This window comes from Lysobacter sp. P5_C4 (assembly GCF_054049695.1).
In genome coordinates this window covers 424,777-441,136 of sequence record NZ_JBFULX010000003.1, presented here as the reverse complement: position 1 = coordinate 441,136, position 16,360 = coordinate 424,777, and the positions used below count along the sequence as shown (strand labels likewise).

Genomic DNA, 16,360 nt, shown 5'->3' with positions numbered 1-16,360 from the left:
GGGATCATCGATTTCGGTCGCATCAGAATTCCGCATGCCCCGGCGTGCGCGGGTACGGGATCGCATCGCGGATGTTCGACAAGCCGCACACGTACACGACCAGGCGCTCGAAGCCCAAGCCGAAACCGGCGTGCGGCACGGTGCCGTAACGGCGGAAATCGCGATACCACTGGTAATGCGCCGGGTCCAGGCCGAACTGCGCGATGCGCGCGTCGAGCACGTCCAGGCGTTCCTCGCGTTGCGAGCCGCCGATGATTTCGCCGATGCCGGGGGCGAGCACGTCCATTGCAGCGACCGTCTTGCCGTCGTCGTTCAGGCGCATGTAGAAGGACTTGATGTGCTCGGGATAGTTCATCACCACGACCGGGCGGCCGACGTGCTGCTCGGTGAGCCAGCGTTCGTGTTCGGTCTGCAGGTCCAGGCCCCATTCGACCGGGAAATCGAACTTCACCTTCGAGGCCTGCAGCAGCTTGATCGCGTCGGTGTATTCGATGCGTTCGAACGGCGCGTTGACGAAGGTCTCCAGCCGCGCGACCGCGCCCTTCTGCACGCGCTCGTCGATGAAGGCCATGTCGTCCGCACGCTCGGCGAGCACGGCGCGGAACAGGTACTTCAGGAAGTCCTCGGCCAGCTGCGCGTCGGTGTCCAGGTCGGCGAAGGCGATTTCCGGCTCGATCATCCAGAACTCGGCCAGGTGGCGCGTGGTGTTGCTGTTTTCCGCGCGGAAGGTCGGGCCAAAGGTGTACACCTTGCTCAGCGCAAGACAGAAGGCTTCGACGTTGAGCTGGCCGGACACCGTGAGGAAGGTTTCCTTGCCGAAGAAGTCGCGCGAGAAATCCACCGCGCCGCCGGCGTCGCGCGGCAGGTTCGCCATGTCGAGCGTCGAGACCCGGAACATCTGGCCGGCGCCTTCGGCGTCGGAGGTCGTCACGATCGGCGTGTTGACCCAGTAGAAGCCTTGTTCGTGGAAGAAGCGATGCACCGCCTGCGCCAGGCAATGGCGGATGCGCGTGACCGCGCCGAACAGGTTGGTGCGCGGACGCAGGTGGGCGACCTCGCGCAGGAATTCCAGCGAGTGCGGCTTGGGCTGGATCGGATAGGTTTCCGGATCCTCGACCCAACCGACGACATCGACCTGCGTGGCCTGGATTTCGTAGGACTGGCCCTTGCCCTTGGACGGCACGAGCGTGCCGCGCGCAACGACCGCGCACCCTGCGGAAAGGTGGCGGACTTCGTTCTCGTAATTGGGCAAAGCGTCGGTGGCGACCACCTGGATGGGGGCGAAGCACGAGCCGTCGCTGAGGTGGACGAAACTGAGGGCGGCCGTCGCGTCGCGGCGGGTGCGCACCCACCCGCGGACCGTGACTTCGCCGCCGGCGGGCATCTTGCCCGAGAGCGCGTGTTCGACGCTGACCACCGTCATGCCTTGAATCCTCGAGAGAGCGAGACCACTTCAACCACTTCCTGAACCGACAAGTGTAGCCGCACCGGCAGCGCCGGCCAGCCCCCACTACACTATCGGCATCCCCACCGGAGTCCTGCATGGCCGTTCTTCTCGCCCCCGCCGCCCTCGACCGCATCCGCGGTTACCTGCAAGACGCGCCCGGCGCGCTCGGGATGCGTTTCGGCGTGAAGAAAACCGGCTGTTCGGGCTGGGGCTACCTGGCCGACATGGCCAGGGAAGAGCGCCCCGGGGACACGGTGTTCGAGCAGGACGGCGTGCGGATCTACGTCGATGCCGAAAGCCTGGAGCTGGTCGACGGCACCCGGATCGACTTCGTGAAGCAGGGCCTCAACGAGCAGTTCGTGTTCGTCAACCCCAACGTGACGGCCGAATGCGGCTGCGGGGAAAGCTTCACCACGAAGGCCGGCGCCGCCTGAGCAGGCGCCATCAAGCAGGCCGGGCCAGGCCCCGGGGTTGTGCCAACCCCCTGATTCCCCCATAATTTTGCGCCCCGCGGAACGCCCGCGGGTTTCTTGCTCCACCGGGTGGCTGTACGCGTACCTCTCCCCGGGGGGCTGTCCGGCCTGGTGTTCCAGGCCCATCCTCAAGGAACCACCATGCGTCATTACGAAGTCGTGTTCCTGGTCCATCCGGACCAGAGCGAGCAGGTGCCCGCCATGATCGAGCGCTACAAGTCGCTCATCGAAAACGGCAAGGGCACCATCCACCGTCTCGAAGACTGGGGCCGCCGCCAGCTGGCGTACCCGATCGCGAACCTGGTCAAGGCGCACTACGTGCTGCTGAACATCGAATGCGACCAGGTCGTGCTCAACGAACTCGTCGACACCTTCCGCTTCAACGACGCCGTGCTGCGCCACCTCGTCATGAAGCGCGACGATGCGGTCACCGAGCAGTCGCTGATCATGAAGAACAAGGACGAGAAGGGCGACAAGCCCGAGCGTGGCGAACGTCGCCGCCGCGATGAAGACGGTGCCGTGGGTGCCGCCGACAACGACGACGCCGCCGAAGCCGCCTAAGGAGCACACCCATGTCCAAGTTCTTCCGCCGCCGCAAGTTCTGCAAGTTCACCGCCGAGGGTGTCAAGGAGATCGATTACAAGGATCTCAACACGCTCCGCCAGTACCTCACCGAGACGGGCAAGATCGTGCCGAGCCGCATCACGGGCACGAAGTCGAAGTACCAGCGCCAGCTGCAGACCGCGGTGAAGCGTTCGCGCTTCCTGGCCCTGATCCCGTACACCGACAACCACAACGCGTAAGCGTTTCGTCCATTCGGACAGCAATCAGTTGCGGCGCGCCAATGCGCGCCGCTAACGAATCGGAGCAATTGAAATGGATCTGATCCTCCTGCAGAAAGTGACCAACCTCGGTGGCCTCGGCGACAAGGTCAAGGTCAAGCCCGGTTACGGCCGCAACTTCCTCGTGCCGCAGGGCAAGGCCGTGCCGGCCACCGCCGCCAACGTCGCCGAGTTCGAAGCCAAGCGCGCCGAGTACGAAGCCAAGGCCAAGGCCTCGCTCGATGGCGCCGAAGGCCGCAAGGCGCGCCTGGAAGGCGCCTCGGTCACCATCGCCGCGAATGCGTCGACGGAAGGCAAGCTCTACGGCTCGGTCGGCCCGCGCGACATCGCCGACGCCCTGACCGCCGCCGGCACGCCGGTGGAGAAGTCGGAAGTCGTGATGGGCGAAGGCCCGCTGCGCAACATCGGCGAATACGACGTGCTGATCCACCTGCATGCCGACATCGAAACGACCGTCAAGGTCGTCGTGGTGGCCGAAGCCGCGTAACCCGATTCGAATCAATCCGATTCAAATCGCAAGACAAAAAACGGGCGTCCGCAAGGGCGCCCGTTTTTCTTTGCCTGTTCGTTTTGCAAGTCGGCGGACACCTTCGGGATTCGAACACGACCTGATCGCGAACTGCCTTTCACTGTCGCAGGACTTTCCGATTCTTTTCGATGGCCGGTCTTCCTAGGATGGCCGCCATGTCGAACACGCAGCCCCCGCATCGCCTCCGCACCATTCTCGCGATCGGTGCGCATCCCGACGATCTCGAACTTGGCTGCGGCGCGACACTCGCAAAACTCAGCGACGGTGGTGTCCACGTGCGCGCGCTCGTGTTGTCCGATGGGTTGCGCGGGCACGGCGGCGACGGCACCGACCGTTGCGAGGAAACCCGGGGCGCACTGGCGCAACTCGGCGTCGTCGATGTCGCCCAGGCGTGCCTCCCGGATACCTGCCTGCCCGACGCCACGGGGGACATCCTCCGACTGATCGAACGCCACTGCGCTGATCTGGCGCCCGATCGTGTCTACACGATGTTCCGCGACGACCGGCACCAGGACCACCGCGCGGTGTACGACGCTTCCATCGTCGCGTGCCGCTCGGTGCCGCAGATCCTCTCGTACGAAACACCGAGCTCTTCGCCGAACTTCGCGCCCGTCGTCTTCGAGCCCGTCGCACCGTGGATGGACCGCAAGGTCGCCGCATTGCGTTTCCACGCCAGCCAGCGTCACCGCGACTACATGCGCGAGGATCAGGTGCGTTGCAATGCGCAGTTTCGCGGGCACCAGGCGGGGCTCGGGCCCAGCGAGGGTTTCATTCCCTACAAGCTGGTGCTCTGAAGCGTGGACATCCTCCTGTTCCTGTCGATGTGCGCGCTCGCGCTCGGGCATGCCGCGTGGCACTGGCGGCGGCCGGCGAGTACCCGCCTGCGGTCGGTCGATGCGATCGTGCCGGCCTTCAACGAAGGGCCTTGCCTGGAGGCCTCGTTGCGCATGCTCCTGTGCAACCCCTACATCGCGCGCGTGGTCTGCGTGAACGATGGCTCGACCGACGAGACGGCCGCGGTCCTCGATCGCATGGTGCCGGAGTGGGAAGGCCGGCTGGTCGCCGTGCACCAGGCGAACACCGGCAAGGGCGGGGCGCTGATGCACGGGCTCCGGTATGCCACCGCGCCGCAAGTGTTCCTGAGCGACGCCGACACCTACGTCCCACCCGACGGTCGCGCGCTCGGCTACCTGCTGGCGGAGATCGAAGCCGGCGCCGACGCGGTCGGCGGCATTCCATCCTCGGACCTGCGCCGCGCCGGCGTGCTCCCGCACATTCGCGCGACGGTCAAACTCCCGATGATCTTCGTCAAACGCACCTTGCAGCAGTTGCTGGGCGGTGCGCCGTTCCTGGTCTCGGGCGCGTGCGGGATGTTCCGCACGGACGTACTGCGTCGCCACGGCTTCACCGATCGCACGAAGGTGGAGGATCTCGACCTGACCTGGACGCTCGTCGCCAACGGTTTCAAGGTGCGCCAGGCCGGCCGGTGCGTTGTCTATACGCAGGAATGCAACACGCTGCGCGAGGAGTGGCGGCGCTGGCGGCGATGGATCATCGGCTATGCGGTCTGCATGCGCCTGCATCGCGGGTTGTTGCTGAGCCGCTACGGCGTGATGACGATCCTGCCGATGGTGTGGGTCGTGTTGTTCGGGGTCGCGGCGTATGCCCACCTGTGGTCGGCCGCGATGTTGCGCGGCACGCCGCTGCACATCGCACTGACGTTGTTTCCGCTGTGGTGGCTCGCCGTCGTGGGCGTGATCGGGACGATCAGTGCCGTGCATCACCGCAAGCCGGTGCTCGTGCCGCTGGCCGCGCTCGCGGTGCTGTACGTGGTGATGTCGTATGCATTGTGGTTGTTGCACGGCACGCGCGGTTTGCTGACGGGCCGGGAGCCTTCGCGCGACAAACCCACGCGGTATACCCATGTGGTGGGATGAACTCGCATCGCAGGCGCGCGCGCTGCAGGCGCTCGTGCCGCGCGTGGACCCCAGCGCGCACATCGCGCCGACGGCCATCCTGCGCGGCGCGGTCCGCGTGGAAGCGGGCGCGCGCATCGGCGACGGCGCGTGCATCCAGGGGCCGGTGGTGATCGGCCGTGGCGCGCTCGTGGGGAACCATGCGTTCGTGCGGGGGCCGGTCGCGATCGGGCAGGACACCTGCATCGGCTTCGGTGCCGAACTGAAGAACGCGATCCTCGGCGCGGCCGTTGCCGTGGGGCCGCAGTGCTATGTCGCCGATTCGATCGTCGAGGATGCCGCCTACCTCGGCGCACAAGTGCGGACCAGCAATCATCGCCTCGACCGCGCGACCGTCCACGCCTTCTCCGGCGGAAAGCTGATCGATACCGGACTGTCGAAGCTGGGCTGCCGCATTGGCGCCGGCGCTTCGCTGGGCGTGCAGGTGATCGTGCTGCCCGGGCGCGAGATCCAACCCGACACGGTGTTCGGCCCGCGCGTGACGGTCGATCGCAACCTGCCGGCGGGGCGTTACCGCCTTTGCCAGGCCATCGAAGGTTATTAGCTTGAGGAACTTGCCCATGATCCGCACCGCGGCCTGCGTCGCGTCCGCCCTGCTGACGTTCGTGCTTCCGGCGCACGCCCGCGACACGCTGACGATGGGCGCCGAGCGCACGCACTTCACGCGCGGGCTGGGCGAGCGCACCATCCTTTCCAGCCATTGGAAGCACCACGCTGGCGCGAATACCTACTTGTTCGGCGCCGATGTGGGCGAACGCGATTTCGATGCCACGTCGCACGGTGGCACGCGGTTGTCGGGCACCTGGTATCGGACGTGGAACGACACGGTCTCCACGCGGACGGCCGCATCGATCGCGGACGACGACCCGGTTTTCACGCGCCACCAGTTCGAACAGGACGTCACTTTCAGGACCTCGCGGCGCACGAACCTCACCGCGGGTTTGCGCCAGTCGGAATACTTCGGAAACGGCGACGTCTTCGCCTTGTCGCTCGGCGGCGCGCTGTATGTCGATCGAATCGTGCTGCGGTATCGCTATACGCACCACGACGTTGCCGGACAGGCCGACGGCAGCGCCCACCTGATCAGCGCACGCCTGGCCGACCGCAGGGGCGCAGGCGCGACGCAACTGTGGATCGGCGCCAGCGATACGTTCCAGGCCTTCGACTGGTCGCCGACCGCACTGCCGGGCGATGGCCGCAGCGTGGCGTTGCGCCGCGTGCAGCCGCTGACCGATTCGTTGGCGCTCAAGCTCGCCATCGAACGCGCCTGGCAGGACACTCCTGCGGGGGATTACACGGCCTCGACCGTCACGGTGGGCCTGCGCATCGGCTTGTGACGAAGCGCGGGCATTCGCAGTCCCTGAGATAGCCACCGCTTATCCACAGACTTGTCTGCAACGGTCGACCCGGCCGCCCGCATACGATGTTCGACGGACAGGGGAGCAGGATCGCCAATGAGCGTGCGCCAAGGGATGCGTTCGGATGCCGCGTTTGCGACGCGCAACGACCACAGGGTCGAACAGTTGCGCGTGCCACCGCAATCGGTGGAGGCCGAACAGGCGGTCCTGGGGGGGCTGATGCTGGCGCCCGATGCGTACGACCGCATCGCCGACATGCTCGTCGAGAACGACTTCTATCGCCGCGACCACCAGTTGATCTGGCGCGCGATCCGCGAACTGGCCGAACGCAGCAAGCCCTACGACGCGGTGACGCTCGGCGAGTGGTTCGAGTCGATGGGCCTGGCCGAACAGGTCGCCGGCGGCACGTACCTGATCGAACTCGCCAGCACCACGCCGTCGGCCGCCAACATCAAGGCCTACGCCGAGATCGTGCGCGACAAGGCGGTGTTGCGCCAGCTGATCGATGTCGGCACCGAGATCGTCAACGACGGCTTCATGCCCGAAGGGCGCGACAGCGCCGAGCTGCTGGCGAAGGCCGAGCAGGACGTGTTCGCGATCGCCGAAGCCGGCGCGCGCGGCCGCACGGACTTCACCCCGGTCAACAAGGCCTTGTCGGAAGCCTTCGACGTCCTGCAAAAGCGCTATGAATCCGGCGGCAGCATCACCGGCCTGCCCACCGGCTACACCGAATTCGACGAAATGACCGCCGGCCTGCAGCCGACGGACCTGGTGATCCTCGCCGCGCGCCCGGCGATGGGCAAGACCACGCTCGCGCTCAACATGGCCGAATACGCGGCGCTGAAGACCAAGAAGGCCGTCGCTGTCTTCTCCATGGAAATGTCGGCCTCGCAGCTCGCGTTGCGCCTGATTTCCTCGGTCGGCCGCGTCAATGCCACGCGCCTGCGCACCGGCCAGCTCGAGGACGAGGACTGGAGCCGCGTCACCGGCGCGATCCGCCAGTTGCGCGAAGCCAAGGTCTTCATCGACGACACGCCCGCGCTTTCGCCCGACGTCCTGCGCGCCAAGGCCCGACGCCTCAAGCGCGAGCACGACCTGGGCCTGATCATGATCGACTACCTGCAGCTGATGGCCGTGCCCGGCAACAGCGAGAACCGCGCGACGGAGATCTCGGAGATCTCGCGCTCGCTCAAGGGCCTGGCCAAGGAGCTCAACGTCCCGGTGATCGCGCTCTCGCAGCTCAATCGATCGCTGGAAACGCGCACCGACAAGCGCCCGGTGATGGCCGACCTTCGCGAATCCGGCGCCATCGAGCAGGACGCCGACGTGATCGTCTTCATCTACCGCGACGACTACTACAACAAGGAAAACTCGCCGGACAAGGGCCTGGCCGAGGTGATCATCGGCAAGCAGCGTAACGGCCCCACGGGGTCGATCAAGCTGAAGTTCTTCGGCGAGTACACGCGGTTCGACAATTTGTCCCACGACTCGGTGGGCAGCTTCGAGTAAAGGCGTTTCCCCATCCAACGTAGCGGGAGGATCGGCGATGGCGTACGTGTATACGGTGGAATTCCGTTTCGGCGAGCAGGGCGGCGACAGCCTCCCCGACGATGGGATCCGAAAACACATCCTCGCCGACGACCGCTACGAGGCCGTGCAGCTCGCCGCCAGCTGCTGCGCGTGCAGGACCCGTGCATCGACGCCGAGCGCATCGACCTGTTCAAGGTGGTCCGCCGGCCGTCGTGACCCGTAGACTTGCCGCATGGCAAGACCGACTTCCGCGACGATCCACACCGACGCCCTCCGCCACAACCTCTCGCAGGTCCGCGCCCGCGCCCCGCGCAGCCGCGTGATGGCGGTGGTCAAGGCCGATGGTTACGGCCATGGCCTGGAACGCGTGGCGCGCGCATTGCAGGGCGCCGATGCCTTCGGTGTCGCGGCCTTGAGCGACGCCGAGCGGCTGCGCGCCGCGGGCCTGTCGCAACCGATCATCCTGTTGTCGGGGTTCAACGAGGCCGACGACCTCCCGCAATTGCGCCGACTCAACGTCGAAACCGTCGTGCACCACGCCACGCAACTGGCGATGCTCGAACAGGCGCCCGACGGCGACCCGATCCGGTGCTGGCTGAAGGTCGACAGCGGCATGCATCGCCTGGGCTTCGCGCCCGACGCGGTGCGCCAGGCGCATGCGCGGATGCAGGCGATGCCCGCGGTCGCGGACGACATCGTGTTGATGAATCACTTCGCGAGTTCCGACGAATTCGGCGACGGCCCCGATGACGGCGCGCAAACGAAGGCGCAGATGCGTTTGTTCGAGCTAGCCACCGCGGGCCTGGGTGGCGCGCGGTCGCTCGCCAATTCCGCGGCCGTGCTCGGCTGGCCCGATGCGCACGCCGATTGGGTGCGGCCGGGCGGTGCGCTGTACGGCATCTCCGTGGTGGAGGGCACCACCGGCGCGGACTTCGACCTGCGCCCGGCGATGACGCTCGGTACGCGGTTGATCGCCGTCAATCGCGTGCGCAAGGGCGAACGTGTCGGCTACTCGGCCACCTGGACTTGCCCCGAGGACATGCCCATCGGCGTGGCCGCGATCGGTTACGGCGACGGCTATCCGCGCCACACGCCTTCGGGCACGCACGTGCTGCTGGACGGGCGCCCGGCGCCCATCGTCGGTCGCGTATCGATGGACCTGATGACGCTCGACCTGCGCGGCCACCCTGATGCGAAGCCCGGCGATCCGGTCGTGCTGTGGGGCGCAGGCCTGCCGGTGGAAACCATCGCCGCCGCCGCGGACACCATCGGCTACGAGCTGGTGTGCTCGATCACGCGCCGCGTGCGCTTCGTCGAGGCCTGAGGCAAACTCCCGGTCAATCCGGGAGAGGAACGCCGCATGGCCACGAAGGCCCGCCGCAGGCGCGCAACGCGCGAACCGATGTCGCGGGTCGACACCGCGTGGCTGCGCATGGAACGCGGCACCAACCCGATGATGATCACCGGCGTGCTGATGTTCGCCGAGGCGATGTCGCTCAAGGCGCTGAAGCAGGTCATCAAGTCGCGCTTCCTCGACTACGCGCGTTTCCGCCAGAAACCCGTCGACACGCCTGCCGGCGCGTACTGGCAGGACGACGAACACTTCGACCTGGATTGGCACGTGCAACTCGCGGCGCTGCCGGGCAAGGGTGGCAAGCGTGCGCTCGAACGGTACGTGAGCAACCTCGCATCCAGCCCGCTCGATGCCAGCCGCCCGCTGTGGCAATTCCACCTGGTCGAACACTACGACGGTGGTTGCGCCCTGATCGCGCGCATCCACCACAGTTACGCCGACGGCATGGCGCTCGTGCAGGTGCTGTTGTCGCTCACCGACACCTCGCCCACGCCGATGAAAGGCAGCGACCTGGACAAGGCCTGGCTGAAGGAAGAAGGCGCACCGGTCGCCCATCGCGTCGGCGCGGCGCAACGCGCGATGAAACTCGGCGGCAAGGTCCTCGGGCAGGGCATGGCGATCTATCGCGATCCTTCGCTTGGTGCCTTGCTCGCGAAGGAAGGCAGCGAAATCGCGCGCGAGTTGTTGCAGGCACTCGCCTTGCCGGACGATCCGCCCTCGCTGCTGCGCGGTGAACTAGGCACCACCAAGCGCGTCGCATGGGCCGAGCCGTTGAATCTCGAGGACGTCAAGGCAGTGGGCCGCGCAAGCGGTTTCACCGTCAACGATGTACTGATGGCGGCGGCGGCGGGTGCATTGCGCAGTTACATGCTCGAGCGCGGGGCCGATCTCGACGGAACGACATTGCGCGCCACCGTGCCGGTGAACCTGCGTCCGCTTGAACACGCCAGGAAACTCGGTAACCACTTCGGCCTGGTGTTCCTCGATCTGCCGGTGGGCGAAGCCAACCCGATGCGTCGCCTGGAGTACGTCGGCGAATGCATGCACCAGTTGAAAGCCTCGCGCCAGGCGATCGTCGCTTTCGGCCTGCTCGCCGCGCTCGGCATCGCGCCGCCGGCAGTGCAGTCGCTCGCGCTGGAGTTGTTGAGCAGGAAAGCAACCGCCGTCGCGACGAACGTGCCCGGCCCGCAACAACCGCTGTACCTGGCCGGCTGCATGGTGCGCGAGATGATGTTCTGGGTGCCGCAGACCGGTTCGATCGGCGTGGGCATTTCCATCCTGAGTTACAACGGGCGCGTGCATTTCGGTTTGATCGCCGATGCGAAGTTGATCCCGGATCCGGATGCGGTGATTCGCCGATTCGGCCCGGAGTTCGACAAATTGCTGTACCTGGCATTGATGGGCGATTGGGAACGCACGCTGGATTCGGTTGCCGCCGAAGCGCTGATGGCCTGACTATTTCTTGAACGCGCATCGGGCCCGATCACCCGATCCCCACGCGAAGCTGCTTAGCTTGGGCCCCGCATTCAGCGGACAAGCAAGGAGCACTACATGAAGATTTCCATGATCGCCGGTTTCGTCGCCGCAGGCCTGGCGCTGACCGCTTCCGGTTGCGCCACGTATACCGGCCAGACGAACGCACCCGACGATCCGAATCACACGCAACGCAACGCCTTGATCGGCGCGGCGATCGGCGTGGCCGCAGGTCTGCTGACGGGCGATGACGCGGTCGAACGCCGCCAGCATGCGCTCGTCGGCGCGGGCGTCGGTGCGCTGGCCGGTGGCGCCGTCGGCGCGTACCAGGACAAGCAGGAAGCCGCACTGCGCCGCGACATGGCCGGCACCGGCGTGGACGTCGTGCGCCAGGGCGACAACATCACGCTCAACATGCCCAGCGGCATCACCTTCGACTTCAACAGCGCCACGCTGAAGCCGGAATTCGGCGGCGTGCTCGACAAGGTGTCGCAGACGCTGACGCAGTACGACAAGACGGTCGTCGAAATCGCCGGCCACACCGACAGCGTCGGCACCGACCAGTACAACCAGGCGCTCTCGGAGCGTCGCGCGAATACGGTCGCCGGTTACCTCGGTTCGCATGGCGTGATGCAGCAACGCATGATGGTCGTCGGCGCGGGCGAAACCCGTCCGATCGCCAGCAACGACACCGACGCGGGCCGCGCGCAGAATCGCCGCGTGGAGATCACGCTGGTGCCGGTCGAGCAGCAGTCGGGCGGCTGATCGAAACCCTTGCACCGGAAAGGCCGCCGCAAGGCGGCCTTTTCTTTCGCAAGCCGCGCTTAAGTTGAAGCCGCGCCTCAGTTGAAGAACCGCGCCACGAAATCCTGCTCGGACATCGGCTTGCCGAACAGATAGCCCTGCACGGCGTCGCAACGCAGCAGGCGCAGCAGCTTGGCCTGGTCTTCTTCCTCGACGCCTTCGGCGACCACCTGCAGCGACAGCGAGTGGGCGAGGGTGATGATGTTGGTCACCAAACCCATCGTTTCAGGAGACTGCGTCAACAGCGCGATGAAACTCCGGTCGATCTTGATTTCGTCGGCCGGCAGGCGCGCGAGGTAATTGAGCGAGGAATAGCCCGTGCCGAAGTCGTCGATGGCGACGCGGCAGCCAAGTTCGCGCAGACGCTCGAGCAAGTGCGTGCTGCGGTCGACATCGTCCATCAACAGGCTTTCGGTGACTTCGATGTCGATGGCCTGCTCGCTCGCGTGGGGGCCGAGGATGGCGGCGTAGGCTTCCAGGAAATCGGCGCTGCGCAATTCGCGCGCCGACAGATTCACCGCAACGCGGATGCTCGGGTGGTGTTGGCGCCAGCGCGTGGCGGTCGCGATCGCGCGCTTGAGCACCCAGCGCCCGACCGGCACGATCAGCCCGGTTTCCTCGAGCACCGGGATGAAATCGGCCGGGCCCACGATCGAACCGTCCGGCAACCGCCAGCGGAGCAGCGCTTCGGCACCGAGCAGGTGTTGCGTCGCGGTCTGGAATTTCGGCTGGTACCACAGGGTGAACTGGTTGGTCTCGATCGCCTTGCGCAAGTCGCGTTCGAGTTCGAGTCGTCGTGCCGCGCGGCCGCGCAGGTCCTCGGTGAAGGGCAGTACGCGCGCACGCCGCTTCTTCGCTTCGGCGAGCGCGGCCAGTGCGCTGCGTTCCAGCGATTCGCCGTCCTGCCCGTGCAAGGGCGAAAGCGCCAGGCCCGCGGACATCGCCACGTACACCGATTCGCCCTCCACGACGAAGGGGCGTTGGCCCAGTTCGTGCAGGAATCCGTCCAGCCGCGCGGCGGCGGCCTGCAGGTCGTCGCGATCGGCGGGCCACGCCACGGTGAACTTGTCGGATTCGGGATGCGCGACCAGTCCCGAAGCGTCGTTGCGCGCAAGCGCGTCGCCGACCTCCTTCAACAGTGCATCGCCGTACTCGCGCCCGCGCGACTCGTTGATGCGCCCGATGCCTTGCACATCGAGCACGGCCACGGCCAGCGGTCCCGACGCACGCAGCATGCCCGGCAGGCGCTCGCGGAATTGCGCGCGATTGGGAAGGCCCGTGACCGGATTGTGATAGGCCAGATACTCGAGACGTTCGCTCTTCTCGAGGAAGTCGGCCGCGTGGGCGATGTCGCCCGCCAGCCGCGCGAGCAATTCGGTTTCTTCCTCGTCGGTGCGTTGCGCGGTGTCGGAGAACAACAGCATCACGCCCCATGCCGGATCGCCGAGGGGAAGCGCGATTTCCGAACACACGCCCGCGGCCAGCATGGTTTTCCGCAAGCTCTCCGGCAAGTGCGGATCGCCCAGGTCCTGTGTCGCGACCGTCCGGCCTTCGCGCATCGCACGCACGCCCGGGTAGTCGGCCCGCAGGTTGCCGTCGTTCGCCAGCGGGATGGGGGTTTCGTGGGCGATCGCGGCCACGGCTTCGGGCGCACCGCAACGCGCGACGAAGCGCAGATGGCCGTCGGCCGTGCGTTCGACGATGAAAGCCGCGCGGAACCCACCCCGGTCCACTGCGATCTCGCAGGCGCGATCGAGGATCTGCCTTCGGTCGGTGGCGCGCAGCACCTGCGCGCCGAATGCGCCGAGGACCGAGTGGATGCGCACGAGCTTGCGGATTTTCCGGTACTGCGCGATCCGCTGCGTGTCATCGCGGTGCGTGCCGCGGAACCCGAGCACGGTCATGCCGTCGTCGTGCACCGAGCGCGCGTTGCTGATCAGCAGGCGCTCGCTGCCGTCGTGGTGCAGGAAGGTCATGCTGCGCCGCCGCCACCGACCGGAGCCGACGAGATATTGCGGAATCAGCGCTTCCACCGCGGCACGCGTGGCAGGCGCCATCAAGGCCAGCATGCTGCGCCCGATCATCTCCTGCGCGGTATATCCCAAAATGTCGCGCACCGCCTCGTTGCTGTAGACGATCGTCCCCTCGCGGTCGATCTCCCAAATCCAGTCCAGGCTGGATTCGACGATGCTGCGGAAGCGTTCCTCGCTCTCGCGCAGCGCGGCGGAAATGCGCACGCGTTCGGCGCGTTCGTTGGCGGCGCGGATCGCGCGGTCCATCGCCGAAGGCAGGCGGCGCAGGTTGTCCTTCAGCACGTAGTCTTCGGCACCCAGCTTCAGCGCCTCGATCGCCAGTTCCTCGCCGATCGTGCCGGAGACGAACAGGAACGGCGTGTCGGGCGTGACGGACTTGGCGACCTTCAACGCTTCCTGGCCGCTGAAGCCGGGCATCGAGAAGTCGCTGAGGATGATGTCGGGCGTCATGTCGGCCAGCGCGGCCCGCAACGCGGCCTCGCTGGTCACGCGGCGATGCCGGATGGGGACGCCGAGATCGCGCATCGCGCGCAGGATCAGCTCGGCGTCGGCCGGCGAATCCTCGACCATCAGCACCTCGAGCGGTTGCGTCCTCCGGTCCATCAATCCGGTACCTCGTTGGCGATCATCCAGTACATGCCCACCTGCGCGATCGTCGCGGCGAAGGCGTCGAAGTCGACGGGTTTGACGACGTAGCCGTTCACGCCCAGCGTGTAGCTGGCGAGCAAGTCGAACTCCTCGCGCGAAGACGTCATCATCACCACGGGGATGCGTTGCGTGCGCGCATCGCGCTTCATGCGTTCGAGGACCTGGAGCCCGTCCATGCGCGGCATCTTGATGTCGAGCAGCACCAGGCGCGGATCGACGTTGTCGCGTCCTGCGTAGTCGCCTTCGCGGAACAACCAGTCAAGCGCCTGGACGCCATCGCGCACCCATTCCACCGCGTTCGCGATGCCGCGCTTCTTCAGCGTGCGCAGGGTCATCTCGGCATCGGCGCTGGAGTCTTCCACCAGCAGGATCTCGACGTTGCGCAGCGTCATGCGATGGCTCCCGCCGCGGCGTGCGCGGGCAATTCGATGGTGAAGGCGGCGCCCCGGCCGAGCGCCGAATCGGCGGTGATGCGCCCGCCGTGCCGCGCCACGATGCGTTCCACGATCGCGAGGCCGACGCCGGTGCCTTCGAATTCGTCATTGGAATGCAGGCGCTGGAACACACCGAACAGTTTGTCGGCGTAGCGCATGTCGAAGCCCACGCCGTTGTCGCGCACCGTGTAGCGCACGTGCTCGCCGTCGGACTCGCCCTGGACTTCCACGCGCGCCGCATCGCCGCGCGGCGCGCTGTACTTCAGCGCATTCGACAGCAGGTTGACCAAGGCCTGGCGGAGGAGGGCGGGGTCCGCGTCCGCGAGCGGCAGCGTGTCGATGCGCACGCGCGCCAGGGAGCTCGCGCCGCCGGCTTCGTACAGCGCCTGGTGGGCGAGGGCAGTCATGTCCACGTGCGAGCGTTCGATCGGTTTGCGGCCGAGTCGGGAGAAGGCGAGCAGATCGTCGATCAGCATCCCCATGCGTCGCGCGCCCTCGCCGATGACGTCGATGTAACGGCGCATGTCCGCGTCCAGGGTCGCCTCCGCGTCCTCGCGCAACATCTTCGCGTAGCCATCGATGTGGCGGAGCGGCGCGCGCAGGTCGTGCGAGATCGTGTAGCTGAACGCTTCAAGTTCGCGATTGCTGCGTTCCAGCGCATCGGCGTTTTCGGTCAGTTGCGCGTTCAATGCGCGCACCTGGGCTTCGACGGCGCGACGCTCGACGATGTCGCGCTGGAGGGCGAAGCGGATCTGGTCGTTGCAGCGCAATTGCCGCGCCAGCTCCCAGGTCGTCGCGACGACAAGCAGCAAGGCCGCGGCCGTTCCGAACATCAGCAAGCGCGCGAAGGCATCGGCGCTGGCTTGCGCCCGGTCGATGCGTTCATGCAGGCGACGTTCGGCATCGACGCGAACCCCTTCGAGCGTGGCGCGCACCAGGTCGTATGCGCCGGCACCGCGGCTGCGGAATCGCGATCGCACGGCGTCCATGCCTTCGTTCGCGGCATGTCGCGAGGTCTCGACCATGATCGCGTGGCGGCGTTGCAGTGCGCGGCGTGCCTCGCCCACGCGCGCGGCCTGCGCGGGCTCGCCGCCGAAGGCGCGCGCCAGGGCGGCGCTGCGTGCGGCGGCGTCGCGGAAGGCCGATTCACGTTGCGCGACGAACGCCGGATCGCCGGTGAGCAGGAAGCCGCGGTGGCTCGCTTCCATCGCCGCCGCGGTTGCTTCGAGCCTGAGCGTGTCGTGCAGAACCGCGGACGTGCCGGCCACGTAGGCCTGCGTGTCCTGCGTCTGCCGATGCTGGCGCCAGGCCTGCGAAGCCAGCAGCGCAACGATGGCCACGCCGAGCCCGACACCCGCGAGCAGCCATGCGCGATGGTGATGTGGATGCCGCCTGCCATGGCGCGCCGATCGATCCATGTTCCCCCGGGAACGCATCGTCGTGATGCGCTTGAAGCACC

At 66.8% G+C, this 16,360-nt stretch carries 17 protein-coding genes; 13 read left to right on the top strand and 4 right to left on the bottom strand.

The window, feature by feature from the left end; genetic code table 11:
• Positions 1-22: 22 nt before the first annotated feature.
• Positions 23-1,423, bottom strand: coding sequence for an asparagine--tRNA ligase (gene asnS, locus ACXJJ8_RS10045; RefSeq protein ID WP_499029481.1), 1,401 nt, complete (start codon positions 1,421-1,423; stop codon positions 23-25).
• A 119-nt stretch (positions 1,424-1,542) separates the two neighbouring features.
• On the opposite strand from asnS, the gene ACXJJ8_RS10040 reads away from it, so the two are divergent.
• The 13 genes from ACXJJ8_RS10040 to ACXJJ8_RS09980 all read left to right on the top strand — a co-directional run bounded on the left by ACXJJ8_RS10040 (position 1,543) and on the right by ACXJJ8_RS09980 (position 11,747).
• Positions 1,543-1,881, top strand: coding sequence for a HesB/IscA family protein (locus ACXJJ8_RS10040; protein WP_499029479.1), 339 nt, complete (start codon positions 1,543-1,545; stop codon positions 1,879-1,881).
• 180 nt (positions 1,882-2,061) lie between these two features.
• Positions 2,062-2,481 carry a 30S ribosomal protein S6 gene (rpsF, locus tag ACXJJ8_RS10035; protein ID WP_499029477.1) on the top strand — a complete coding sequence of 140 codons (420 nt, stop codon included), beginning with the start codon at positions 2,062-2,064 and terminating at the stop codon, positions 2,479-2,481.
• Between the two features lie 11 nt (positions 2,482-2,492).
• Positions 2,493-2,723 carry a 30S ribosomal protein S18 gene (gene rpsR / locus ACXJJ8_RS10030; protein ID WP_213434867.1) on the top strand — a complete coding sequence of 77 codons (231 nt, stop codon included), beginning with the start codon at positions 2,493-2,495 and terminating at the stop codon, positions 2,721-2,723.
• 73 nt (positions 2,724-2,796) lie between these two features.
• On the top strand, positions 2,797-3,249 hold the full coding sequence (gene rplI, locus ACXJJ8_RS10025) for a 50S ribosomal protein L9 (protein WP_499029474.1): 453 nt from the start codon (positions 2,797-2,799) through the stop codon (positions 3,247-3,249).
• A 197-nt stretch (positions 3,250-3,446) separates the two neighbouring features.
• Positions 3,447-4,085: a PIG-L deacetylase family protein gene (locus ACXJJ8_RS10020; RefSeq protein ID WP_499029472.1), complete on the top strand. Its 639-nt coding sequence runs from the start codon at positions 3,447-3,449 to the stop codon at positions 4,083-4,085.
• Between the two features lie 3 nt (positions 4,086-4,088).
• Positions 4,089-5,228 carry a glycosyltransferase family 2 protein gene (locus tag ACXJJ8_RS10015; protein ID WP_499029470.1) on the top strand — a complete coding sequence of 380 codons (1,140 nt, stop codon included), beginning with the start codon at positions 4,089-4,091 and terminating at the stop codon, positions 5,226-5,228.
• A complete protein-coding gene (locus tag ACXJJ8_RS10010; protein ID WP_499029468.1) occupies positions 5,215-5,811 on the top strand; it encodes an LbetaH domain-containing protein in 597 nt (198 codons plus the stop codon). The genes ACXJJ8_RS10015 and ACXJJ8_RS10010 overlap by 14 nt, the downstream gene beginning before the upstream one ends.
• A 16-nt stretch (positions 5,812-5,827) precedes the next feature.
• Entirely contained in the window at positions 5,828-6,604 is a 777-nt protein-coding gene (locus tag ACXJJ8_RS10005) for a YaiO family outer membrane beta-barrel protein (protein ID WP_499029467.1), read from the top strand.
• A gap of 117 nt (positions 6,605-6,721) precedes the next feature.
• Positions 6,722-8,134, top strand: a complete 1,413-nt coding sequence (locus ACXJJ8_RS10000) for a replicative DNA helicase (protein ID WP_499029466.1) — start codon at positions 6,722-6,724, stop codon at positions 8,132-8,134.
• A gap of 37 nt (positions 8,135-8,171) precedes the next feature.
• Complete coding sequence (locus ACXJJ8_RS09995) at positions 8,172-8,378, top strand: hypothetical protein (RefSeq protein ID WP_499029465.1); 207 nt, start codon at positions 8,172-8,174, stop codon at positions 8,376-8,378.
• A 9-nt stretch (positions 8,379-8,387) separates the two neighbouring features.
• Positions 8,388-9,479, top strand: coding sequence for an alanine racemase (gene alr / locus ACXJJ8_RS09990; protein ID WP_499029464.1), 1,092 nt, complete (start codon positions 8,388-8,390; stop codon positions 9,477-9,479).
• Between the two features lie 36 nt (positions 9,480-9,515).
• Positions 9,516-10,964 (top strand): WS/DGAT/MGAT family O-acyltransferase, encoded by a 1,449-nt coding sequence (locus tag ACXJJ8_RS09985; RefSeq protein ID WP_499029462.1) that lies wholly within the window; start codon positions 9,516-9,518, stop codon positions 10,962-10,964.
• A 96-nt stretch (positions 10,965-11,060) separates the two neighbouring features.
• Positions 11,061-11,747: a YiaD family glycine zipper/OmpA-like lipoprotein gene (locus tag ACXJJ8_RS09980; protein WP_499029461.1), complete on the top strand. Its 687-nt coding sequence runs from the start codon at positions 11,061-11,063 to the stop codon at positions 11,745-11,747.
• Between the two features lie 77 nt (positions 11,748-11,824).
• Here the strand turns inward: ACXJJ8_RS09980 and ACXJJ8_RS09975 are convergent, their stop codons facing one another.
• Genes ACXJJ8_RS09975 through ACXJJ8_RS09965 form a run of 3 tightly spaced genes read right to left on the bottom strand, consistent with a single transcriptional unit; the run spans position 11,825 to position 16,319 of the window.
• A complete protein-coding gene (locus tag ACXJJ8_RS09975; RefSeq protein ID WP_499029459.1) occupies positions 11,825-14,422 on the bottom strand; it encodes a sensor domain-containing protein in 2,598 nt (865 codons plus the stop codon).
• A complete protein-coding gene (locus tag ACXJJ8_RS09970; protein ID WP_499029458.1) occupies positions 14,422-14,859 on the bottom strand; it encodes a response regulator in 438 nt (145 codons plus the stop codon). The genes ACXJJ8_RS09975 and ACXJJ8_RS09970 overlap by 1 nt, the downstream gene beginning before the upstream one ends.
• Positions 14,856-16,319, bottom strand: coding sequence for a sensor histidine kinase (locus tag ACXJJ8_RS09965; RefSeq protein WP_499029456.1), 1,464 nt, complete (start codon positions 16,317-16,319; stop codon positions 14,856-14,858). The genes ACXJJ8_RS09970 and ACXJJ8_RS09965 overlap by 4 nt, the downstream gene beginning before the upstream one ends.
• Positions 16,320-16,360 lie beyond the last annotated feature (41 nt).